The organism is Pedobacter sp. WC2423, assembly GCF_040822065.1.
GTDB lineage: Bacteria > Bacteroidota > Bacteroidia > Sphingobacteriales > Sphingobacteriaceae > Pedobacter.
On record NZ_CP162005.1, the window covers coordinates 3446568 to 3469726 of the forward strand.

18 protein-coding genes and 2 tRNA genes are annotated in these 23159 nt (G+C 40.0%); 5 read left to right on the forward strand and 15 right to left on the reverse strand.

Going from position 1 to position 23159, the window contains the following annotated elements:
• Positions 1-178: 178 nt before the first annotated feature.
• The 11 genes from AB3G38_RS14185 to AB3G38_RS14235 form a co-directional block, all read right to left on the reverse strand.
• Complete coding sequence (locus AB3G38_RS14185) at positions 179-3037, reverse strand: M16 family metallopeptidase (protein ID WP_367864541.1); 2859 nt, start codon at positions 3035-3037, stop codon at positions 179-181.
• A 73-nt stretch (positions 3038-3110) separates the two neighbouring features.
• Positions 3111-4286 (reverse strand): redoxin domain-containing protein, encoded by a 1176-nt coding sequence (locus AB3G38_RS14190; RefSeq protein WP_367864542.1) that lies wholly within the window; start codon positions 4284-4286, stop codon positions 3111-3113.
• Positions 4287-4296: 10 nt separating this feature from the next.
• Positions 4297-5679, reverse strand: coding sequence for a RagB/SusD family nutrient uptake outer membrane protein (locus AB3G38_RS14195; RefSeq protein WP_367864543.1), 1383 nt, complete (start codon positions 5677-5679; stop codon positions 4297-4299).
• A 9-nt stretch (positions 5680-5688) separates the two neighbouring features.
• Positions 5689-8901 carry a SusC/RagA family TonB-linked outer membrane protein gene (locus tag AB3G38_RS14200; protein WP_367864544.1) on the reverse strand — a complete coding sequence of 1071 codons (3213 nt, stop codon included), beginning with the start codon at positions 8899-8901 and terminating at the stop codon, positions 5689-5691.
• 286 nt (positions 8902-9187) lie between these two features.
• Positions 9188-10342: a FecR family protein gene (locus tag AB3G38_RS14205; RefSeq protein WP_367864545.1), complete on the reverse strand. Its 1155-nt coding sequence runs from the start codon at positions 10340-10342 to the stop codon at positions 9188-9190.
• Positions 10343-10411: 69 nt separating this feature from the next.
• A complete protein-coding gene (locus tag AB3G38_RS14210) occupies positions 10412-10987 on the reverse strand; it encodes an RNA polymerase sigma factor (RefSeq protein ID WP_367864546.1) in 576 nt (191 codons plus the stop codon).
• Positions 10988-11634: 647 nt separating this feature from the next.
• Positions 11635-11925 (reverse strand): hypothetical protein, encoded by a 291-nt coding sequence (locus AB3G38_RS14215; protein ID WP_367864547.1) that lies wholly within the window; start codon positions 11923-11925, stop codon positions 11635-11637.
• An 844-nt stretch (positions 11926-12769) separates the two neighbouring features.
• On the reverse strand, positions 12770-13630 hold the full coding sequence (locus AB3G38_RS14220; protein WP_367864548.1) for a nucleotidyl transferase AbiEii/AbiGii toxin family protein: 861 nt from the start codon (positions 13628-13630) through the stop codon (positions 12770-12772).
• Positions 13627-14265, reverse strand: coding sequence for a hypothetical protein (locus AB3G38_RS14225; RefSeq protein WP_367864549.1), 639 nt, complete (start codon positions 14263-14265; stop codon positions 13627-13629). The genes AB3G38_RS14220 and AB3G38_RS14225 overlap by 4 nt, the downstream gene beginning before the upstream one ends.
• 622 nt (positions 14266-14887) lie before the next feature.
• Positions 14888-14961 (reverse strand) — tRNA-Asn (locus tag AB3G38_RS14230).
• 120 nt (positions 14962-15081) lie between these two features.
• A tRNA-Asn gene (locus AB3G38_RS14235) sits at positions 15082-15155 on the reverse strand.
• A 145-nt stretch (positions 15156-15300) separates the two neighbouring features.
• Here AB3G38_RS14235 and AB3G38_RS14240 point away from each other — a divergent pair.
• Complete coding sequence (locus AB3G38_RS14240; protein WP_367864550.1) at positions 15301-16224, forward strand: PfkB family carbohydrate kinase; 924 nt, start codon at positions 15301-15303, stop codon at positions 16222-16224.
• A gap of 118 nt (positions 16225-16342) precedes the next feature.
• Here the strand turns inward: AB3G38_RS14240 and AB3G38_RS14245 are convergent, their stop codons facing one another.
• The 4 genes from AB3G38_RS14245 to murB form a co-directional block, all read right to left on the reverse strand.
• Positions 16343-16579, reverse strand: a complete 237-nt coding sequence (locus tag AB3G38_RS14245; RefSeq protein WP_367864551.1) for a cytochrome b5 domain-containing protein — start codon at positions 16577-16579, stop codon at positions 16343-16345.
• Positions 16579-17256, reverse strand: a complete 678-nt coding sequence (locus tag AB3G38_RS14250; RefSeq protein WP_367864552.1) for a lycopene cyclase domain-containing protein — start codon at positions 17254-17256, stop codon at positions 16579-16581. Before AB3G38_RS14250 ends, AB3G38_RS14245 begins: the two co-directional genes overlap by 1 nt.
• A gap of 151 nt (positions 17257-17407) precedes the next feature.
• Positions 17408-17938: an RNA polymerase sigma factor gene (locus tag AB3G38_RS14255; RefSeq protein WP_367864553.1), complete on the reverse strand. Its 531-nt coding sequence runs from the start codon at positions 17936-17938 to the stop codon at positions 17408-17410.
• A gap of 192 nt (positions 17939-18130) precedes the next feature.
• Positions 18131-19147, reverse strand: coding sequence for a UDP-N-acetylmuramate dehydrogenase (murB, locus tag AB3G38_RS14260; protein ID WP_367864554.1), 1017 nt, complete (start codon positions 19145-19147; stop codon positions 18131-18133).
• A 153-nt stretch (positions 19148-19300) separates the two neighbouring features.
• On the opposite strand from murB, the gene AB3G38_RS14265 reads away from it, so the two are divergent.
• The 4 genes from AB3G38_RS14265 (at position 19301) to AB3G38_RS14280 (ending at position 23150) form a co-directional block, all read left to right on the forward strand.
• Positions 19301-19909, forward strand: coding sequence for a TetR/AcrR family transcriptional regulator (locus AB3G38_RS14265; RefSeq protein ID WP_367864555.1), 609 nt, complete (start codon positions 19301-19303; stop codon positions 19907-19909).
• 215 nt (positions 19910-20124) lie between these two features.
• Positions 20125-20736, forward strand: a complete 612-nt coding sequence (locus AB3G38_RS14270) for a TetR/AcrR family transcriptional regulator (protein ID WP_367864556.1) — start codon at positions 20125-20127, stop codon at positions 20734-20736.
• 30 nt (positions 20737-20766) lie between these two features.
• Positions 20767-22089 (forward strand): TolC family protein, encoded by a 1323-nt coding sequence (locus AB3G38_RS14275; RefSeq protein WP_367864557.1) that lies wholly within the window; start codon positions 20767-20769, stop codon positions 22087-22089.
• On the forward strand, positions 22086-23150 hold the full coding sequence (locus AB3G38_RS14280; protein ID WP_367864558.1) for an efflux RND transporter periplasmic adaptor subunit: 1065 nt from the start codon (positions 22086-22088) through the stop codon (positions 23148-23150). Before AB3G38_RS14275 ends, AB3G38_RS14280 begins: the two co-directional genes overlap by 4 nt.
• Positions 23151-23159: the final 9 nt, after the last annotated feature.

Here is a 23159-nt window from a genome sequence, read left to right on the forward strand (position 1 = left end):
AATCTCTAAAATTTTGTACAACCTCTGGTATGATTTAACACCATACTTATCAGCAATTGTCATTTCTTCAGGAGTAAGCCCACATTAAGTTTGACAGGTATAACGCACCGCTTCTATAATGCGGTTAATCACCTTGCCCTTTGTTCTATCATGACAGAACAAAGGGCAAGGAAATAAGTTATTTTGATTTAGCCGGTTCAGGTAACTGTATCAACCTGATATAATTCTTGCCGGTCAGGTATTTATCCGCAATATCTTTTACATCCCTGGCTGTAATTCCTTTGATGAGCTGGTTATAGCTGGAGATCTGCTCCAGCGGTTCTCCATTGCTGAGCTGTCCAGTCAGGTAGTCCAGCCAAAACTCATTGGTCTTCATGGTAGTTTGCATCATGTGTAAGTCTTCCGCCTTAAACTTGTCAATATTTTGCTGTGCCGGGCCATCTTTCTTCAGCTTTTCAACCTCATCCACCGCAGAGGCAATCATCCTTTCTACATTTGCAGGTGAACAGCCAAAATAAATAGATATACCATATCTGCCATCAGGCAGTTTACGGGTACTTACTTCCGCAGCCGGAGAGTAAACGCCACTTTCTTCCTCCCGCAGTCTTTCCAGTAAACGGATTTCCAAAGCTTCTTTTAACGCCTGCATTTTCAGGGTACTTGCGTAATCATATTCAAACTTTCCCGAAAACACCAGGTAAACCGTGGCCTTGTCCTCTTTACCAGCGTAGACCGTTTTGGATATTACCCCATCAGGGACATGGATGTCCAGATCTTTTGCCGCCTCTATGGTCCCGTTTGCCGGAAGGGAAGCGATGTATTTTTCCAGGTAAGGCTTTAGTTTCGCCTCGTCTATATTCCCTACCAGGACAAATTTCATCCCCGTTACATTGGCAAATCTCTCTTTATATATGGTATATGCGCGGTCAAGGTTGATCTGTGCAATCTTTTCCAGGTTATCAGGCGTACGGCGGACATTGTAATTCCCCATAACTGTAGCCACTGTATCACTGAAAACCGATTCAGGATCATCGTCTTTGTTCACCTGAGCCGCTTTCGCATTAGAAATAATCCCTTTAAAAATCTCCTCATCTTTACGCGGTTCGGTAGCGTAGGCATACAGTAAGCTAAAAGCACTTTCCATATCTTTGGCATTTGTACTTCCAATAAAGCCCTGTATACGCTCATCTATAAAAGGAGAAACCGATACCTGTTTACTTGCCAGATATTTTTCCAGCTGACTGGCATTATAATTCCCTGCACCTCCTGAAGAGAAAATTTTTGAGGCATTATCAGCACTTTGATAGTCAGCATCACTATATAAGGATGTGCCTCCATTTGTAAAAGCCTGGAAAACGATCTGGTCATTTTTGAAATTCGTTTTCTTCAGGATCACGTTTACCCCATTGCTGAGGGTAAGGAAAGTAAGTCCGGTTTTGGCATCTTTCTCCTCCTTCACAATTTTCCCAGGTACCGGCGCATGGGCCAGTAAGGGTAATGTGCTTACATCGTCTTTGAAAGCATCCATCTTCTCTGCATTGACTTCTTTCATCCAGTCTAAAACAGTTGATTCAGCAGGTAAAGATGCTTTGTCCTTTTCCGGTGCGGTTATAATGATATCCCGGTCAGTTTCCAGGATGTATTCTTTGGTTACCGCATTGACCTCTGCAAGCGTAATCGCAGGAATAAACCGGCTTACCATTTCATTTTGTTTGCTTAATCCGGGAGTGGCCCCACCGTAAAGGAAATGGTTCAGATAAGCATTTACATACGTATCGGAAGTCATTTTATCCTTTTCCTGCATCATCGCTTCCATATTATTCAGATACTCATGTTTGGCACGCTCCAGCTCTGTTTTAGAAAATCCGAGCTGCTGCAGCCTGGCCGTTTCCCTCCACACCGCTTTAAATCCGTTCTCCACTTCTCCAGGCCTGCAGCTAACGAAAAGTTTAAATGCTTCCAGTCCTGGCATAACCGCACCAATCGCAGCACCACCTCCTAAAAACGGAGGATTGGCCTGTCTGGATAACTCTACGTAACGCTTGCTCAGCATTCCGTTGAACAAACTTCTTACCAGTGAAGCACGGTAATCAGGCTCGGTATAAACTTTCTTCTCTTTGTGCTTGGAGTTAATCTCGATAACTGTATTAGTCATTTCTTTGTCCGTCACAGCAAGAAACTGGTTTTTTCCTGTTAAAGAAGAGCTATATTTTACCCTTGTTTTTTCATGTGGCGGGTTTTTCAGGTCAGCAAACTTTTGCCTGATCAGTTGTTCCATTTTTGCCACGTCGATATCCCCTGCAATAATAAGGGCCTGCAGGTTCGGACGGTACCAGTTATGGTAATAATTGCGGATCACATCCGGTTTAAAATGAAGGATCACCTCTGCTTTACCGATAGGCAAACGGGAAGCATAACGCGAGTTGTTGACCATCACCGGAAGGGTTTGTCTTAGCATACGGTCCGCAGCGCCCTTGCCCAACCTTTCTTCTTCCATAATCACGCCACGCTCCTTTTCAATCTCGGCAGTCTCCAATGTAAGTCCTTGTGCCCAATCGCGCATAATCTGCAACCCATTTTTCATCACCGCAGGATCATCTGTGGGCAGCGGTAACTGATAAACTGTTTCATCAAAACTGGTGTAGGCATTTAAATCGGCACCAAACCTTACACCAGCTTTCTGAAGATAATTGATCAGCTCACTTTTAGGAAAATGCTCTGTCCCATTGAAACTCATATGCTCCAGGAAATGTGAAAGTCCCTGTTCTTCATCTGTCTCCAGGATAGACCCTACCTTATTGGCAAGATACATCACTACCCGGTGTTCAGGCTCATTGTTATGGCGAATATAATAGGTAAAACCATTCGCTAACTTTCCAGTACGCACCGTGGGGTCCAGCGGAATCAGTTTTGCACCTGGCTGAACAGTATGGTGAACGGCAACAGTGGATTTAGCAGGCTTGTGTTGTGCTCCTGCAAGCAAGGGCAGGCAATTTCCTGCGATAAGCAGGGCTATATTAATTTTGTAGATTTTCATATGGGTAATAAAATTTATAATTCTGGTTGTTCTTCAGCTATATCGCTGTGCCATGAGCTGCAATCTGCCTTATTTAGTGGGGCAGCACTTCTGCCAGTTTACGCTCCAGTGCTGCTCCACGTAGGTTTTTTGCAATAATTTTACCATCCGGACCGATCAGGAAATTCGACGGGATCGCAGTGACATCAAACAGTTTACCGACTTTTTGGCCGGCATCCAGTAGATTTGGCCAGGATAATTTATCCTCACGCAAGGCGGCCATCCAGGAGTCTCTGCCGAAATCTGAAGAGATGCCCAGTACATTAAAATTGTAAGTAGAGAATTTTTGATAGGCCGCAACTACATTAGGATTTTCCTGTCTGCAAGGCACGCACCAGCTGGCCCAGAAATCGACAAGTACGTATTTACCGCGGTAAGATGATAGCTTGACCACCTTTCCAGTAGAATCCGGCAGAGAGAATTCGGGTGCAACCATCCCAACACTTACTTTCTGTGCACGTTGCAGGTCCGTTGTCAGTTTCCTCCCAGCTAAGGTCAGTTTCAATGGGGCCTTAATCTGTTTAAACAACCCCATAGCCAGTTCAAAAGGCATTCCGTGCCTGAAAGACTCTGATAAAAGATACAGACTGAAATAATTGGAGGGATGACGGGCAATATATGAACTGTCAGTGGTGGTTTTCAAATTATCCAGCGAATCTGATCTCTTTTCTATTGCCTTCATCTGCTGCTTGAGCTTAGCTCTGTCTTGCGTACTATCCCCCATCAAATCCTCAACTTTGAAATAGGCAGACCTTACTTCGCTCAAAGCCGTTATAAGGTCCGCTGTTTTACTTTCATAGGCTACCTTTTCTGTATTCAAAGGAGAACCTGAAAATACGGCCTGTGAAATGTTTCCCAAAGAAAAAGAGACGTTCAAAACCCCTTTCTCAATAAACAATTCAGAGGACGGGCGTACAGCTTCGCCCCCCTCCTTAGTGGACAGGGAATAAGAAAGGATTGCCCATACCGGATCCTTTACGTTCCCGCAGAAACTAAAGGTCCCGTTTTTCACCAGGGCAGAATCCTGTTGCATATTATCGCCTCTATAACGTTCAAGATATACAGTCACCTTATCAGTGGATTTCATGCCGGTTATTTTCCCTTTTAATGTATAATTCGGAGCTTTCTTCTGCGCAAAGGACACAGCGCTGCCTGTGATCAGCAACAGAAAAAGTATCCATTGGATCGATCTGTGATTATATGTGTTCATTTCTATAAATTTAGTTGTAACCTGGGTTTTGTACCAGTTTTGGATTATTTCGTATTTCCGCCCTCGGTATCGGGTATAAGGCAGCAGTATGTTTCCAGTGGGTAGGTTTATTGACAGACATTACCTGGTCAATATGTCCCAGCCTGCGCAGGTTAAACCAGCGATCGGACCATTCGAAACACAACTCCACCCTTCTTTCCTGTTCTATGGCATCAAGGATCGACGTTTCCGTCTGTCCGTCAGGCAGATTTCCCAGCCCCGCACGGTTCCGTATGGTATTCACGTCCTGCGCAGCAGCTTTAAGCTGTCCAAGCTTAGCTAAGGCCTCTGCACGAATCAGGTACTGCTCAGCTAGTCTCAACACTACCGTATATTCCTTATAATCTGAACTTTCTTCAGCTAATCTGTATTTGTAGATCCTGTAATCGCCAGCTTCCTCCTTGATGTAATTCCATCTGCGCTTGTCGCCATCCTCAAAGGCGTCCAGCAGACTATTACTGCCTTGATCTGCAACTGCAACCTCAGAAAAATCATCCAGGGTAGCGCCTCCTATACTATAGCCTATGTTATTCCATATCTGAAGGATTGATTCATTGTTGTCACTATGGAAGATATCCATTTCTGCATCTTCAGCACTGGTACCATTCATCGCTCCAAGACTATACTGAGCCTGGTTATTGATGATTTCGGAAGCTTTCACATTTGCATTATTCCAGTCGCCGGTATACAAATATACACGCGACAGCAATGCTTTAACTGCCCATTTATTTGCTCTTACACGACCAGCTGTAGGGTATTGATCACCAAGATATTTCTCGGCTTTAAGCAGGTCTGCCAGTATTTGTGTATATACCGTAGCTACTGGTGTCCGGGCCAGATCTTTGGTTTCTTTATAGCCAGTGCTGGTTACCAGTGGTACATCGCCAAAAAAATTGACCAGATAGAAATAACAAAAGGAGCGTATAAACAGGGCCTCTCCAGTTGCCTTTTCCTTGCCGGCAGTAGTCATACCAGACGAGGCCGCAGTACCTTCGATGATCGAATTTGCAATATAGATCGCACTGTAATAATCTGACCAGTAGATCTCGGTACTGGAGTTGACAGGAACGATATTGTTATTGAACATATTCAGGTAAGAATCGTTTGTCGTTGTTCCTGGCTTCAGTTCATCAGAAGAAAGCCCTGCTGCCACGGGTATATCAAATAAACTACTGTTACCTGCCCATTTAACGTACATACCCACCACCACACTATCAGCAGATCTGTCGGTGGCATATACTTGTCCGGTAGTTCTGATAAACTCAGGCTCCACTTTTAATATTTTTTTACAGGATGATGTGCTGACCACTGTTAACATCAAGAGGAAAGCTGTGCGGCGTATCAAATTTCTCATTGTATAATTTTAAAAAGTTGTTCTTAGACCAAAAGTAACTGAGCGTAGCGTAGGCATACTGATACCTGTTTCGGGATCCAGCCCGGGATAGCCGGTCAGGGTAAACAGATTATTTCCCATTGCATACACACGCAAATTTTTCATTCCTAATTTACCTGCCTGTTTTTCTGAGAAGTTAAACCCGAGGGATACATTTGAAAGTCTGATATAAGAACTATTAAATGTAGTGGCCAGACTTGAATTGTATGTTAATATCAGCGCACCATCCGTGGTATAAGCGATACGGCTACCCGGATTTTCCGGACTTTGCCATCTGTTGAGCACTTCTACCGACTGATTATCCATAGTTGCACCGGGGCTCAAATACAATGCATTGTTTGGCCCGCTCTTTTTAAAGCTGAAGAAAACGTCCAGGTCAAACCGCTTATAAGAGAAATTATTGGTAAAGCCACCGTAAAATGTTGGCAAAAGATTAGCTAAGGGCACAAAATCATCTGGATAGGTCAACGTGCCATTTCCATCTACATCCCTGAATACAGGCTTACCTGTCTGAGGATCTATTTTCTGATAGTCAAACCCCCATAACAATGATAAGGATTTACCCAGCATATATTGAGTGCTGTAAACGGAGTTTTGCAGGTCCGGGAATGAAAGTAACTTATTTCTTCCTACGCTCAGGTTAAAACTTGTTGTCCAGCTAAAATTTTTATGTTTAATCTGTGAAGTGTTCAACATAAATTCCCATCCGGTATTCTGTATCTGTGCATCCATATTCTGGTTTACACTAGACACTCCGGCTTGTGAAGGCAAGGGATAGGCGATCAGCTGGTTGCCTGACCGGTTCCGGTAGTAATTTACGCTGAGCATCACTGCATCGTTCAGGAAACCAAGCTCTATTGCAACTTCGAATTTCTTATTTTCTTCCCATCGGTAATCACTGTTAAAAACATTTTGAGGAGCAAGTCCGGTCCCCTGATACTTGATGGGGTCTTTTATATAGTTCACAAAATAACTATAATCCCCAATATTATCATTACCACTAAGTCCGTAACTTCCCCTCAGTTTACCCGTGCTTAAAAAGGGCACTGCCGATTTCATCCAGGGGCGTTCTGTAAAAACCCAGGCTGCACCGAGCGACCAGAAATCGCCAAATTGTTTCCCGGGCGCAAAACGTGAAGAACCGTCACGTCTCAGTGTCGCATTCACGAAAAGTTCATTCTGGTATTCATACCCTATACGGGTAAAAGCAGAAAGGAAACGATACTGGCTTGCCAGTTGTGTAGTATCTGAAATTTTGGCGGCAGACACATTGCCCAACATCGCATCATCCGTATAGCCATAGGCATTTAAGCCATAACTGGATGATCGGTTATCAATATAGGTACCTCCGAGTAGTGCACGGAAAGTACTGTTTCCACGGTGAAGGACATAATCTGCCTGGGGCTCAAAGGTAAATGAGTTGTTTTTGCTATTTGCATAATTTGTTCTTCCGCTGGGCTCAAAAGATTTCGGATCTTGTGCAGCAAGAGGGGATAGAAACATTTGCCTGACTCGCAGATCAGTATAACCAACGCTGGCCTTTAATGTCAGATCAGGCAATACTTTATAACTCCCAACAAAATTGCTGATGATATTCCTGGACTTGTTTTCCATCGTTGTCAGCGAAGAGGCAACCGGATTTCCGACTGCCCAGTTTAAAGAACCATCCTCATTATATAAAGAGTAATTTGGTGGCAGGGCGTAAAAAGCAACAGGATCCAGGGCAATAGCGGTATTCTTATCACCTGAATAACTGAGGGACAAAGCAAGATTCAATTTATTATTCTTTGAATTGTGATCGGCATTGAACCTTACATTTCCACTTTTTAGTCCATCTTTACTATTGTATACGGTTTTCTCATTTCTATATCCTCCGCCCAGCATAAAACGCGTCTGGTTACTACCTCCAGAAATATTCAGTTCTGCATTTTGCGTTAATGCAGTTTTACCAAAAAATTCCTTTTGCCAATTGGTATATTTAGTTTGGCTCCAGCTGGTTAAATCGGGATAAGTATCTTTGGTGATTTTTATTCCATCATTGATTGCGGCCTGCCTGCGCATGTCCAGGTATTGTGGCGTATTCAGCATATCGATGTAATGAGGGATTTTAGCAACTGAAGCATATACGTCGGCCCCTATTTGTATTTGTCCCGTTTTACCTCTTTTTGTGGTAATCAGGATCACCCCATTGGCACCTCTTGCCCCATAAATCGCTGTTGCATCCGCATCTTTAAGTACCTCAATATTAGCGATTGAATTTGGATCTATACTTTTAAATGGGCTCTCTCTTGATCCTGTACTTAATATTCCAACATTGGTTAATAAGGCAATAGAACCGGAGGAAAAGGGCACACCATCTACGATATAGAGCGGCATTCTGGCTTTTCCATCCGTATTCAATGTATTTATCCCCCTTATTTGCACAGTGGCCTGTGCTCCCGGCAATCCACTGTTATTGGTAATCAACAGGCCCGCGGCCCTCCCCTGTAATGCAGCAATAGGATCTGAAGTTGGTGTTTTCTCCAATACAGCCGCATCTATAGAAACTGTAGAGCCGGTATTTGTTCTTTGGGAAGCTTTTTGTCCGTAAGCCAGCACCCGCACTTCATCCAGGGCATTGGTACTGAGCTTCAGTTCAATATTGATTACCCCCTCCACATCCGCCACACGTATTCTCTGCTGCTGATAGCCAATATAACTCACTACCAGTACATCTTCCTTTTCAAGCCCCTCGATGAAAAAACTGCCATCCTCTTTGGTCCGGCTCACCTGGTGTGTGCGCTCCACCAGGATGGATACCCCTCCGAGTGCTCCCTGTTGCACTTTCACCACTCCCCTTACTGTTATTTTAGGGATGAATAAGCTGATAATTTTTTCCGTTACAGACTTCTCCTTCCTGCTGATAATCACCGAATGGTCGTCGATTGCATAACTGAAAGGAAGATTTTCCAGACATTTATCCAGCACTTTTTCCAGCGCAGCATTCCTGAAGCCTGCATCTATTTTTACCGTTTGAAAAAGCTGATCTGAAGAGGCGATGACATAGTAACCTGTCTGCTTTCTGATCTCTCCGAAAATTTCTTTGAGCGTACTGTTTTTCTGTACAAAAGTAACCTTTTGGGCGAATCCGGCGGCGCTCACCTGAAGCAACGTTGCTAAGAGTATAATAGTTGTTAACTTCATGATAACCAATATTTTATAAAAGCAGCGCAAAGGCTTGCATAAAATCTTATTATAATTTTTATACATTTGGTATCTGTTAAAATTGAATTGATTCTTTACCTGATAAGATTAGGTTTTAGCAAAACACGGCCAGGGATGTTCCACCATCCCTGGCTACTTTGTTTTTGAAATATCAATAGGCTAAAACCTTTGCGTAGGTTCCTTCCTAAGGATCGTGTTGGTGGTTCTTCATGTTGGTTGGTTTAGGTTTGAGTGATGAATATTGATTAGTGATATTTCAGGCCTTTTAATGATCAACGAATACTTTATTTCCGGTAATTTCGAATGATACATCTTTGGTCTTGGCCAGAAGCCTTAATGTTTTAGAGAGCTGGTCATACTTGGTTATAGTACCCAGGAACTTCTTCTGCTTAATCTCCTGATTTTTGTAAATGATCTCCACATTGTACCATCTGGCAATTCTTGACAGGATATTTTCCAGAGGTTCATCATTGAACATAAAGTATCCTTGCGTCCAGGCAACGGCCTCATCAGGGTTCACAGCTACAATTTGTTCAGCTGTAGACGAGCGTATAAACTGCTGACTGGGCTTCAGTAACTGGTTGTTGATTTTTACGCTTCCTTCCAGGAGCGTAGTTTTGGAAAGATTATCATCGGGATAGGCCGAAATATTAAAGTGGGTACCCAATACTTCCACCGTTTGTCCTTTACTGTACACAACAAATGGATGAGCTTTATCTTTTGCTACTTCAAAATATGCTTCGCCTGTCAGTTCTACTTTACGGCTGAGGGCCCCGAGGAAGGATGAAGGATATTTGAGAGAAGAAGCCGCGTTTAGCATCACTTTAGTTCCATCCGGCAAACGCACTTCATAATTTTGTCCGCGTAAAGTAGACAGGGTATTGATTTGATTGTTACCGGCTGTACCCCGGTCAACTACTTCGTATACAATTTGTCCGTCGCTGGTTTTACGGATAACCACCCCCTGCTCTTTTGCCAGCTCACCTTTACGGGCATTAGAAAGTACGATGATTTTTCCATCAGGCAGTGTAAGTGTAGCGTTGTTTTTTCCAGGGTTAATATCTTTTGTGTAAACTACCTGTTCCTGCTTCGGTTGCGTTTTTACTACATGAAAAAGTGCAGTTCCAACAGCTATACATAGTGCTGCCGCAATGGATATCCTTTTCCACAGCGCAGGCCTGTGTATTTGTGGAGTTGATATCGTATTTTGTTTCTCCAAACTTTTGATGCCATTAACAGATAGCACTTTTCTCCAGATCTCATCACGAAACGGGCCATCCTCAATAACTTTCCCGGTTTTCTTTTCAGATCTGGCCGAAAAAATATATAAATACTCAACAATTTCCTTCTCTTCCGGCGTACAAAGTCCCTGTTGGTACTTTTTAAGTAAATTATCCGGATCATTCTGATGATTTCCCATCCTTTATTTGCTTCTACTGTGGTTAATTACAATGATAACAACTAAAGAAGGGTCTGGTAGTAGACAGAATTAAAAAAAAGTTAAGAAAATATTAAATGAATCACCCATTTTACTTTTAAGAATGCGCAAAGCATTATTTATTTGCTTTTTTACGGTTTTATCGGAGATATTCAATTGTTCAGCAATTTCTTTGTGTGTTTTATGCTGCTTCCTGCTCAATTCAAACACTTCACGCATTTTTGGTGGCAGACTGTTTAATCCTTCTTCAATCACACGTTTGAGGTCCTGTTCCCTTACCCTGCTGTCTGGTAATTGTGCAGGATGCTGAATGACATGCTCTACCTGTGCTAAATATTTAGCTTCTATCTTGAAATGTTTCAGGCGGTTTAAAATTCTGTTGCGCGTAACTGCATAGAGGAAAGCCGTTAAATTAGGACAGATGGGATGGCTGTCGGATCTTGACCACAAGGCCGTGAACACTTCCTGAACTACATCCTTTGCTTCCTCTTCATCATTCAGCATATGGTTGGCATGGCGAATGAGCAGCAGCCAGTAACGGTCATAAATGATTTCAAAGGCTTCTTTATTACCTAAATTGAAAGCATTTAAAAGATCGTCATCACTTTCAGGAACAAATGCTGTCATATTCAAAAGTAACAATAAATACCATTTCAACAAATAATTCCAATATCCACGGCAATTCTTAAAAACCAAATACTGTTAGCCTGGTGAGAATCTCTGCTAAACAAAACAAGCTGGAGCTTTTTGCTACGGCTGCTTGACTGATTTTTCCTTTGAAGCCAGGATACTTCCTGTTATAGAAATAAAAAAAACCATCCTAATAACTAGAATGGGGTTTTATATTTCTATGCATTGAACAAATCGTCCATGGTCACCTCGTTTTGTACGAGCCCAGTTTTATATAGGTTATCCTTCGTACCATAGGTCGTGACCATTGTCAGGAATAAGGTTTTCTTTGTTTTTGTTACCGCTTTACCCTTCTGCAAGGATATAAACTTTTGGCGAGCTATCAATACATATAGCTCGCCAAATCTATGTAAAACATATTACTTGTGGCGAGCTATCCTGATCTTAACGTTACATGTGCCATATTTTTGTAATGGTGCAGGTAAACTTTCGCTTCTACTGTTGCTATTTTTCAAGTTTAAAAGGATCAAGTCATAAACTTGTGGATCAGGGATTAAATTTCAAGTTTTGGGTTTGATATTTTTTGAGTTCAAATCAGCTGGTTACGATTCTTTAATCAGCTAGTTACTTCCTGATTTTATAGTTCAATTTATCCTTATTAAATGCTCCTGATTACTTTGATAAGAGATCGGCCAACGCTTCAGCGGAATTCTTAGGAGTAGGAAAGATCCTGATTTTTCCAGGCTGGCTACTTTGACGAAAGTGCTCTGATGCCTTTGGGTTTCCATTGTTTGTTTCCTTTTGCCCGGTACAGAACTTTTGAAACAACCTGTACGCCAAACTGCTGCTTTAAAAATGAAATCGTCCTGGATTCCCTTTGAAAATTTACCCGTTAAACTTCCCATAATAAATATCTTTTCACCAATGTAAGCCATTAGCGTTAAAGATTATCCTGATGCGTAAAAAATGTCCGCAATTGTCCGCAGCTGTCTGCAATTGTCCGCAGTTGTCCATGGGTTAGTCAAAGGGTTAGTCAAAGGGAAAATTATAATTTCATTCATCTTCAACTAGTTATGGTTGGGTTGTGCCTGAGTGGTGGTCGGGGTGACACCAGGTTGTAAACGGGCTGTAACTATGGCAAGTCTAAGTCATTTCAACTAGTTGTTTTGACTTAGAGTTGCCATGCTCTCGCGTTACTTTAGCACTGCTCTTACCCTAACGAGTACTCAGGCAGTACTCGGACAGTACCCGGGCAGTACCCGGCCGATATAGCTTTATGATTTAGCTATTTTGAATTTATTTACGAACAGCCCGGCCTTGTTTCACCTAAGTCATTCCAATGCAAATTGAAAGCTTTCAGCGCAATTTCCAGAGGCATAAGAGCATCCGTGACAGCAAAGACTTTCTGTTTAGCGTGTCAAAATTTATGCTTAAAAAAGAGCCTGCTCCACAAGTTTATGACTTGATCCATTAAAAAATTGAATGGGGTAAGTAGAGTTCCTTAATATGGAAATAAAAAAACCCATCCTAATAGTTAGAATGGGGTTTTTAAGTGATTTTCATTCCTGAAAATCTTTGCTCCCTCTGCTGGGCTCGAACCAGCGACACTCTGATTAACAGACGGAGGTTGCCAGCTTATAACTATATCTTAATCAATAGATTACAAACTATCAAAGAAATCCCGTTAAATATTTGTAACGGCTTTTAATTATTAACAAATAGTAGATTCTTTTGAATACATAGCCTCTGGTTTTAATTTTTTAAACCGAGGCCCAGAGCTTAACTAGATGTCTTGATTTTTAGTTTTGCACTCAGGTCGTGGAAATAACCTGGGGACCATATTTCAAGTACCTTTGGATTCTTTATAAATCTGGAGATGTCAGCTTTGACAAAGTCCATTTTAACACTTTCGATCTTTTCGCTCAATAATTTCCTGAACTCTTCTTCGTTGATGGTCTGTTTTTTCCAGTCACCGCTATCTATCGCCCTTAGCAAGAAATGATCGAGATTGAGAGGATATCCTTTTTTGATATACCATTCCATATCATACCAGTCCCGCCCCTTTACATTCGTGCCCCACTTGCGAAAAAGCAATGCATGCATCTTGCCGGCAAAAAGGTCGGGAAGCGACAGGCACTTCACGTAAAACGAAAAAGGCCTGAGCAATAACTTTTCCTCAGTAGAAAACCCCAATGGCGGCGCTTTATCGACTTCTATCTTGATTTTGATACTAGCCACTTCCTTGAGCCCATTCTGTGGGATGACGCCTTCGAGAACAAGTTCCTTCCAAATCGTTTCTGACTTTAGAAAGGCAGAGTTGATGTTGCTCTTCACTGCCTTCTGTTTTTCCGAAATCGATACCTGCATCCCCAGGGCGGCGAACTCATTTATGATAGCATCCTGGTATTTTTCCAGTGAAAAATCCGGGTCAACGGCAAGCAACGAAAAATCCAGATCCTCTGAAAATCGGTCTAGCCCGTAGAAGATCCTGAGCGTAGTTCTGCCATAAAATGCCGCCTTTTCAAAAAAACCGGCACGGTTAAGTCCTGCCAGTGTAATCTCCTGCATGATTTCCCTCAATGCATCTTTAGCTTCTTTCCTGTTTGCGGGATGATAGCTTTCAAGCCATTCCTTTATCATATTTTTTCGATCATTTTGATTAACATTTCCAGGCTTTCCCTTTTCGGTGCATTTTCCAGCCAGCCTGACATCGCATTTAGATCAAATTTAGCTAGATCATCTTCCTCCATTCTCAGGTTTCCAAAAACATAGTCTCTTGCAGAAGACTGGCTTCTTAAGGTTATGCCTGCCGTTGTAGCTATTTTATCGCACAGTGCCTTTTCCGGAATTGCCATTATGGCTCGCTGGTCTTTAGACAGGCTCACGGTAGCAAGACCGAATGCATAATAAGGCAATGGCAGGTTGGTATAGGTATATAGGCCTATGCTGGTCTGAAATTTCCTCGAGGCTTTTGTAGTCATTGAAGTGACCGCAAAAACCTTCTCTGGAATTAGCCCGTAATGCGCGAGTGCACTTTCCATTGAAAGGTAGCTTGGCCCGAGTATATGGTTGGCAAGCAGTGCGCTTTCAGGTCGTTCAGAGCTAAGAGACCTACCTGCTATGTAAAGTCCTTTTTTGACCGGTTCGATTAGGCCATCTGCTTTTAAAGATAATATTTTATCGTTTGGCCGTTTATAGTCTTTCAAAAGACCTGTCAGGAGCTGATGGGTCAGCGGTTGATTAGATAGCTCTCTTAACGCTGCTTGAATATCCATTGTTAAATATCAATAAGATAAACGATTTAAATTCGTTTATCTTATGTCAAAATTACAAAAAATAATTAAGTATGCGCAATATTAATAAGATAAACGACCAATATTCGTTTATCTTATCTTATTTCTACAGAAACACTAAATTAAAAGACAGAAGTCAAATTTACATAGTTCAAAATTATTCCTCAGAATATTATTCAAACGCTAAAGTATTAAGAGAAATCATGACATAATTACTATTTTTCCATTATTCACACTGAAGTAACACGACTCCCTAACATTAATGGTATTAAATCGAATCCAACATTTCCAGTTCGAGATCTTAACGTTACATGTGCCATCATTTTTGTAATGGTGCAGGTAAACTTTTGCTTCTACTGTTACCATTTTTCAAGTTTAAAATTGCGTTTGCTGATACCGGAACTCCTAAATCGCAGGGTTTTTCTTGTTAAATATTTGTAGAACATTTTCGTTTAGTTCAGCAATTTTTGCTGTTGAACTGGATGAAAATGGCAATTGAAAAATTGAATGGGGTAAGGAGAGTTCCTTAATATGGAAATAAAAAACCCCGTCCTCAATATAAGAAACGGGGTTTTTAAGTAATCTGCCGACTTGCAGATTGATGCTCCCTCTGCTGGGCTCGAACCAGCGACCCTCTGATTAACAGTCAGATGCTCTAACCAGCTGAGCTAAGAAGGAGTGCTGGTTTTTAAAAAAAATAACGCCTTTTTTAAAAAGGTAAAGCGTAATATAAAAGGCAATGCCCTCTACTTTAACAGAAAAAACCTTTCAACGTGATGTTGAAAGGTTTTTAATCTGCTCCCTCTGCTGGGCTCGAACCAGCGACCCTCTGATTAACAGTCAGATGCTCTAACCAGCTGAGCTAAGAAGGAGTACTCTGGTTATCCGAAAACGTTTTCTCTGCCTTAATAAACAACATAAAGCTTCGTTCGTTTTGGGAATGCAATATTAGGGCTTTTAAATTATTTATGCAATATTTGTAGACAATATTTTTCAAAAAAATTTAAAATAAAACATATGAGCCTGATAATCATAGGAAGTGTAGCATTCGATGCAATTGAAACTCCCTTCGGAAAGACTGATAAAATAGTAGGTGGAGCGGCAACTTACGCAAGTTTGGCTGCTTCTTACTTCTATAATAAAGTGAAAATCGTCGGAGTTGTAGGTGATGACTTCCACCAGGAAGACATTAATACCTTTACAAAACACGGCATTGATACCGAAGGTTTGCAGATCAAAGCAGGCGAAAAATCATTTTTCTGGTCAGGAAAGTATCACAATGACATGAACAGCAGAGACACTTTGATTACTGAACTGAATGTTCTGGGAGATTTCGACCCGATTATCCCTGAGAGCTATCAGGACTGCGAATACCTGATGTTAGGCAATCTATCTCCACAAGTACAGCAAACAGTCATCAAACGTCTTAAAAACAGGCCTGAACTAATCGTTTTAGACACGATGAACTTCTGGATGGATATTGCATTGAATGATTTGCTGGATACGCTTAAAATGGTTGATGTATTAACCATCAATGATGAAGAAGCACGTCAGCTTTCAGGAGAATATTCATTAGTTAAAGCAGCGAAGAAAATCCTGGAAATGGGCCCAAAATACCTGATCATTAAAAAAGGTGAACACGGTGCTTTGCTCTTCCATGAAGATAAAGTATTCTCTACCCCTGCCCTTCCTCTAGCAGAAGTTTTCGATCCAACTGGTGCAGGTGATACTTTTGCAGGTGGTTTTATTGGCTATTTAGCGAAGGTTGGAACTATCAACTTCGATTCGATGAAAAATGCAATCATTTACGGTTCTGCATTAGCATCTTTCTGTGTAGAGAAATTCGGTACAGAAAAAATCGTTAACCTCACAGCTGCAGAAGTTGCCGGCCGCATACAGGAATTTGTAAACCTAAGTGCGTTCACACTTACTGAAGCTTAAGTATTCAGGTTCCCCTGAACAACAGGAAACCTGAATCTAAATTAAAAAAGCATCAGTCTGCACTGCCGCCAAAAAGTTAGATACTATTTGGCGGCAGTGCAGACTGATGCTTTTTTTGTTAACTTTTCAGTTTACCAATTACAGTGAACTTCTCAAAGACAGTTTCTGAATGTGGCGCATCTGCTAATTCATCGGTCAAATCCTGTCCCGCCCAATGCTCATAATGTTTTCCATTTTTCCATAAGCGGCTTTCTCCAACATCATAAATAAAACCAAGATAAGCCACCCATATTTGTGGTTTATCCTGCCCGTTTCTCAATGCTAATTGCTGTTTAGTAAATTCTGGCAGTTCCATTACCGGCGTGATCTTAGTTTAAAAAACTCAAAAAGATAAACACTCAGCAATAACATCCCCATAAAATAAAAAGGAGTTTCAAAGGGAATATTAAATTGATTAAAATCCAATGTTTCAGCACTATTATACTGAATTACAGGAAGATTGGCCAGCACACCATACACGATATAAAATGGAATTAAGGTAACCAGAAATGCACGATAGAAACGGTACATAAATCTTATTTTATTAACATATTCTACATAAAGGATGAATACAAACAAGATCGAAAATGTAAAAAGCGTATATAACTTTTGATGACCAAAATAGAGCATCGCTATACATACACCCAGCATAATATTGCTAAAAGCCAGGCTATATTTCTCAAGGGTATTAACTGGAAAACGGTGATTAAGAAACAAGTAAACCGCGAGCCCGCTTAAAGGCAGAATGAACAATAGCAATAATTCTTCCACCGGCAATTGCCATAAAGTCATCCCGCTCAGATAAGGCGGATTAAACACCATTACCTTTAATTGTGTCATAAATTCTGTAGGGATGGAGAAAGAAAAGACGCTGATTAAAACAGCCAGGACTATGAACTTACTCTGATCAGTAAAATTCAGTTGCCGGATAGAAAACAGTAAAACCGGCAATAACAAAAGTACCAGGTCAATTAATAAATAAGTATAATTCATTTAGCAGGATAAGTCTGAAGACCAAAAATATACTTTTGATCCCATTAAACCATTTTCTTTTATCCTGCGCTTCCCCTTCATTACCTAAAAATAAAGCACAAAAAAAGCAGCTGTTTTAAAAACAGCTGCTTTTTAAATAAAAACAAAGCTCTTAAACGATCTCCGTTCCCAGAATTTCTTTAGAATATGTTTTAAGATATTTTTTCAATATCTGGCGTGCTACGTGGATTCTTGTTTTTACTGTACCGATCGGGATTTCAAGCATGTCCGCAATCTCATGGTATTTATAGCCTTCAAAATATTTAATGAAAGGCACGTAGTATTCAGGTTGTAAAGTTGCTAAAGCCTTATTGATGTCACCGATAATGAACTTACTGTCTATGGTATTTTTAGTCGCACTAAAATGAAGATTAGCAGAAGAAATATCTTCAGATTTAGTAATTAATGCATTTGTTTTAACCAGACGTCTGTAATTATTAATAAACGTATTTTTCATGATGGTAAATAACCATCCTTTCAAATTTGTACCCTCTTTGAACTTACTGTAATACGTAACCGCTTTCAGCATCGTGTCCTGAACTAAATCGTTTGCATCTTCAATATCTTTAGTAAAATTTAAAGCGAATGACTGCAAGGAAACCGAGTGGTTGTGAAGCTGAAGGTTGAATTCATTTTTTGTCATAGTGTTTAAGTTTTAAGGTTAAAAAAGCAAACAAACAAGACTTTTTAAAAAGTGGCGTTATCAAGTTTGTTTAATCTTGTATATTAACAGTTATACAACATATGTACCAAAAAAATGATTCATGGTTAAACACATAGATTTAATTGTTTAACCATGAAAAAACCTCCTATAGTTGTGAAAATCACATAATTGTTACAGGATATTCACTTCCCGTTCCAATTTTATATCAAATTTAGAGAATACAGTGTCTATAATTTTTTCTGAAAAACTATACACTTCCTGACCTGTTGCACCACCATGGTTAACCAGCACCAGTGCCTGATTTTTCCAGGTACCTGTATGCCCTTCAGTTATTCCTTTAAAACCACATTGCTCAATCAGCCATCCAGCAGCCAGTTTAACTTTATCTTCACCAGCAGGGTAGCTGATTATTGCAGGAAATTCACGCTTTAACACTTCAAATTTTGAACGCTCAATAATAGGATTTTTAAAGAAACTACCTGCATTTCCAATAGTTGAAGGATCCGGTAATTTACTTACTCTGATCTCTGCGACAATCTTTGAGATGTCTGTGATTGTGGGATGCGTAATTCTTCTTTCGGCAAGTAATCCTTGTATAGCACCATACTGAGAATTGATTCTGATACGGGTCAATAGTCTGAAATTGACACGCGTAATAATATATTGACCTTTTAATTCATTTTTAAAAATACTGTCTCTATAAGCGAAGTGACAATCATTATAATTGAAAGTCTTAAGCTCGCCGGTAGCCAGTTCAAACGCTTCACAAGATTCAAACACATCTTTAAGTTCCACACCATAGGCACCGATATTCTGGATTGGTGATGCACCTACAGTTCCTGGAATAAGACTTAAGTTTTCCATCCCTGCAAAGCCATTTTCTACGCAATAATTCACCAGATCATTCCAGATCACCCCGGCGCCTGCGCTAACAAAAACCTGGCTATCTGTAACTTCTGTGGTCATATCAGGGATACTAACCTTTAGTACCAGACCTGCGTAGTCTTCCGTAAAAAGCACATTACTTCCACCTCCAAGTACCAGCAACTTATTGGCCCTGAACACCGGGTGATCCCTTAATTCTACCAGCTCATTTTCAGTAAAGATTTCAGTAAAAAAACGTGCTTTGACATCGATACCAAAAGTATTGTAAGGTTTAAGGGATATATTTTCTTGTATTACAAGCATAAGAATTATTAGAATTATTTACCACAAATGTAATTGTTAGGCTGTGTAATAAACATGTTAAATATAATATTTAATAAATTTGCATAATTTACATCCGGTTCTAACCCTTATTCAAGCCAGCACGCTCATAGAAAAAAGCATTGCTCATTCACAATGGAAAATCAAGATAGAAAAAGACTCTTAATTATAGACGCTGCATTAAAGAGGTTCGCACATTACGGACTCGCAAAAACTACGATGACTGAAATCGCAAAAGATATTGCTTTTTCAAAAGCGTTACTCTATTATTATTTCCCCGACAAATTAAGCTTATATGTCAGTGTAGTCGAACATATGATGCATACGATCAGCAGAGACCTGATTAAGTCTGTAGAGAAGACCTCTACAGCTACAGAAGGCATCCTGATGCTGTTACAGAAAAGGCAGGCATTTACACAGAAGTATTATAATCTGCTTGAATATACACAAATGATTGGCCCGGAGCTCCCGGAAGCACTCTATGAAAAATTTCAGCGTGCCAGAGCATTCGAACTTAAAATCATTACCGGTTTATTAACTAAAGGTGATCAATCAGGAGAATTTTCTATCAAGGACATTCCTTTCACCACCGAAATATTTGTCGAAGCTGTGTCTGGTATCCATTTTAATATCCTCAACCGTGCACGAAACATTTTCCCAGGTAAAGAACAATTTAAGCTCATCTTTCTGAAAGAAAAAAGATTTGCTGAGATCTTTCTGGCTGGCTTAAAGCCCGCGGAATAAGCAGACACTTAAGTCATAGAACTACCATTTATTTTATTATTATAGTTTGTAAGAGACTGAAGACCAATAAAAACGGTTTAAGATTCTTAAATTGAGTCATATAAATGTCATTTATTCATTAAGAGCACTTGTTTTTATCCCAAAGTTTCTTTATTAGAAATGCTTGCCATACTTTTGACTTTACATATAATAAAGTCAGAAGGTAAAAAAGTAAAATGGCAGAGACGGATAAAAAAAGGGAGCTAATTATAGAGGGTGCAATCAAGCGTTTTATACATTTTGGCATCAATAAAACTACGATGAATGAAATAGCAGAGGATTTATCTGTTTCTAAACCTTCATTATATTATTACTTCCCAGATAAAACCAGTTTAATTCTTGGTGTAGTAGAGCGGATTTTCAAAGATTATTTCGACGTTTTATACGCTGATTTAAAACAATCAGCCAATATTGAAACTACATTGTTGAACATTGTAGAAATCAAACACCGTTTTTTTCTGCGCTATTATATGCTGCATTTATCTAATGGAAATCCGGATTCTTCACTGAACTCAGTTGAATTAAAATCATATTTAGAAAAAATGCTGGAGAAAAATGTTCAGTTTCACGAAAAAATATTTGAGATGGCTATAGAAAACAAAGAGATTGCTCCTCAGGAGGATATCTCTAAACTGGCCGAACTCTACTTATCCTGCCAGTCAGGTTTGACTTCTTTATGTGTCATGCATGGGAATAAAGAACTTTTTCCAGGAAAAAAAGAGTTAAAAATAATGAAGGAAAAACAAATAAGCCTCTCTAAAATATTCATCAAAGGATTAAAAAATTAAAATCAGCTCTATCAAACGAAAACCACGATCATGACTAAAAGAGTAAAATCAATTCCCATCTTAATGCTCTGCCTGCTGTTCGCCAACCTGGTGAATGCACAAGAACAGCTTACGCTGAAAGATGCACTTAATTTTGCCATCGAAAACAATACAAATGTGCGTAAAGCAAAACTGGATATCGATGGTGGTAAATACAAAACACAGGAAGTAAAGGCACAGGCACTGCCACAAATTTCAGCAAATGCCGGATTGACTTACAACCCGATTATCGGACAGCTTGTTTTTGGTGATCAGGCATTTACCTTAGGAAGAAAGTGGAATTCCAATGCGGGTATACAATTAAGTCAGCAGTTATTCAACCAGCAGGTTTTTACTGGCCTGAAAGCTTCAAAGACCAGCGAAAAGTACTATAACCTGAATGCAAATCTGACTGAAGAACAAATTATTGAATTAGTAGCCAATAATTATTACCAGGTTTTAGTAAGCAGACAACAATTGAATGTTATAGACACCAACATCAAAAATGTTAAAGTTGTAGAGAAAATCATTGCCAATCAATATCAAAATGGCTTAGCTAAGAAAATTGATGTGGACCGGATCAAAGTTAATTTGACGAATTTGGAAACACAGCGTGAGCAAACTATAAATGCAGTAATACAACTGGAAAATCAATTGAAATATTCAATGGGCATGCCTGTTTCAACAACCATAACTTTACCACCTGATGAATTCAGTAAAGTAGAAACCTTACCTGCAATGGCAGATAGTGTTAACCTGGAGAACAGAACGGAAATCAGATTATTGAATGTCCAAAAAGATTTATTAGGCTTGCAGCGTAAAGCCTATGTTGCTGAGTATTATCCGCAACTGTCCTTAACAGCTAACTTATCCAAAACTGGTCAGAGTGATAAATTCGATTTATTCAGCAAGCACGGAACTGCTTTTTACTATGACGCTTCGGCAATAGGACTCGCTTTAAAAATACCGATATTCAGTGGTTTTGCCACACGCTCGAAAATACGTCAGGCAGATGTGAATATCAAAAAGAACGATGAGGATATCAGAGAAACAAAAAACACTTTGAACCTGGCTTATGAAAATGCCAAAATCCAGTTGAGAAACAATATCAATACGATTAAATCTCAGCGTCAGAATGTACTGCTGGCTCAGGAGATCTACAACAGCACTCAAAACAATTATAATAACGGGCTTGCTGCACTGACAGATCTTCTGGATACTGAAAACGCATTAACATCTGCACAAAACAGCTATACCCAGGCCTTACTGAACTACAAAATTGCCGAAATACAACTAATCAAATCAAACGGAAATATAAAATCACTATTAAAATGAAAAGAGGAATTATAACAGTCATTCTAATTATAGTTGTTATCGGAGCTATTGCTTTGGTACTTAAAAACAATAAGAAGAAAAATGACGCGCAAACGGCTTTGGTAGCTCAGGGAAGTGGTGCTATCAGTGTACGCGTGGCTCCAGTGAAAAAAGTAGCCGTTGATTTGGATTTTAGTGCGAATGGTAATTTTATACCTAAAAAAGAATTGAACTTTCTGTCAGAAAATGCAGGTCGTATCACAAAAATCTATGTAGAAGAAGGTGACCACGTACGTAAAGGACAAGTTTTAGCACATATTGATGCTGAGATTATCAATACAGATAAAGAAACTGCACAAGCCGCATTAGACAATGCAATCAGAGATGAAGCCAGATATGCGAGTTCTTTCAAAACGGGTGGTGTAACACAACAACAACTTGATCAGGCAAAACTGGCTACCAGGAATGCAAGACTAAGACTGCAAAGTTCTGCAAGAAGAGTAAGTGATGCGAATATCAAATCTCCGATTGATGGTATAGTGAATAAAAAATATATTGAAACGGGTGCTTTTGTAACCGCACAGGGTACGCAGTTGTTTGAATTGGTTGACGTTTCCAGACTAAAATTGAAAGTTAACGTCAACGAGGGCCAGGTTGCAAATCTTAAAACAGGTGAAACCGTACAAATTAAATCGAATGTATTCCCTTCTGACAACTTCTCAGGTAAAATTACTTTCATTGCTGCTAAAGCAGATGAGACCTTAAACTTCCCTATTGAAATTGAAGTAGAAAACAACCACAAAAATACGATCAAAGCAGGGATGTATGGAACTGCAATTTTCAAATTTCCAGCACAGGCGGCTACAATTACTATTCCACGCGGTTCATTTGTAGGCAGTGTAAGCAGTAACGAAGTTTTTGTACTGGGCGAAGGAAATATCGCAAAACAACGTAAAGTAGTTGCAGGCAGAATTATTGGTGATCAGGTAGAAATTCTTGACGGATTGAAAGAAGGTGAGACAGTAATCATCAGCGGACAGATCAATTTAGTTGATGGCAGCCCTGTTGCAATTATAAAATAATATCAGATC

What these genes read in the sequence shown, in the direction of transcription:
- AB3G38_RS14185 (WP_367864541.1), bottom strand. Translation starts at nt 3,037, where the DNA reads ATGAAAATCTACAAAATTAATATAGCCCTGCTTATCGCAGGAAATTGC.
- AB3G38_RS14190 (WP_367864542.1), bottom strand. Translation starts at nt 4,286, where the DNA reads ATGAACACATATAATCACAGATCGATCCAATGGATACTTTTTCTGTTG.
- AB3G38_RS14195 (WP_367864543.1), bottom strand. Translation starts at nt 5,679, where the DNA reads ATGAGAAATTTGATACGCCGCACAGCTTTCCTCTTGATGTTAACAGTG.
- AB3G38_RS14200 (WP_367864544.1), bottom strand. Translation starts at nt 8,901, where the DNA reads ATGAAGTTAACAACTATTATACTCTTAGCAACGTTGCTTCAGGTGAGC.
- AB3G38_RS14205 (WP_367864545.1), bottom strand. Translation starts at nt 10,342, where the DNA reads ATGGGAAATCATCAGAATGATCCGGATAATTTACTTAAAAAGTACCAA.
- AB3G38_RS14210 (WP_367864546.1), bottom strand. Translation starts at nt 10,987, where the DNA reads ATGACAGCATTTGTTCCTGAAAGTGATGACGATCTTTTAAATGCTTTC.
- AB3G38_RS14215 (WP_367864547.1), bottom strand. Translation starts at nt 11,925, where the DNA reads ATGGCTTACATTGGTGAAAAGATATTTATTATGGGAAGTTTAACGGGT.
- AB3G38_RS14220 (WP_367864548.1), bottom strand. Translation starts at nt 13,630, where the DNA reads ATGATAAAGGAATGGCTTGAAAGCTATCATCCCGCAAACAGGAAAGAA.
- AB3G38_RS14225 (WP_367864549.1), bottom strand. Translation starts at nt 14,265, where the DNA reads ATGGATATTCAAGCAGCGTTAAGAGAGCTATCTAATCAACCGCTGACC.
- AB3G38_RS14240 (WP_367864550.1), top strand. Translation starts at nt 15,301, where the DNA reads ATGAGCCTGATAATCATAGGAAGTGTAGCATTCGATGCAATTGAAACT.
- AB3G38_RS14245 (WP_367864551.1), bottom strand. Translation starts at nt 16,579, where the DNA reads ATGGAACTGCCAGAATTTACTAAACAGCAATTAGCATTGAGAAACGGG.
- AB3G38_RS14250 (WP_367864552.1), bottom strand. Translation starts at nt 17,256, where the DNA reads ATGAATTATACTTATTTATTAATTGACCTGGTACTTTTGTTATTGCCG.
- AB3G38_RS14255 (WP_367864553.1), bottom strand. Translation starts at nt 17,938, where the DNA reads ATGACAAAAAATGAATTCAACCTTCAGCTTCACAACCACTCGGTTTCC.
- murB (WP_367864554.1), bottom strand. Translation starts at nt 19,147, where the DNA reads ATGCTTGTAATACAAGAAAATATATCCCTTAAACCTTACAATACTTTT.
- AB3G38_RS14265 (WP_367864555.1), top strand. Translation starts at nt 19,301, where the DNA reads ATGGAAAATCAAGATAGAAAAAGACTCTTAATTATAGACGCTGCATTA.
- AB3G38_RS14270 (WP_367864556.1), top strand. Translation starts at nt 20,125, where the DNA reads ATGGCAGAGACGGATAAAAAAAGGGAGCTAATTATAGAGGGTGCAATC.
- AB3G38_RS14275 (WP_367864557.1), top strand. Translation starts at nt 20,767, where the DNA reads ATGACTAAAAGAGTAAAATCAATTCCCATCTTAATGCTCTGCCTGCTG.
- AB3G38_RS14280 (WP_367864558.1), top strand. Translation starts at nt 22,086, where the DNA reads ATGAAAAGAGGAATTATAACAGTCATTCTAATTATAGTTGTTATCGGA.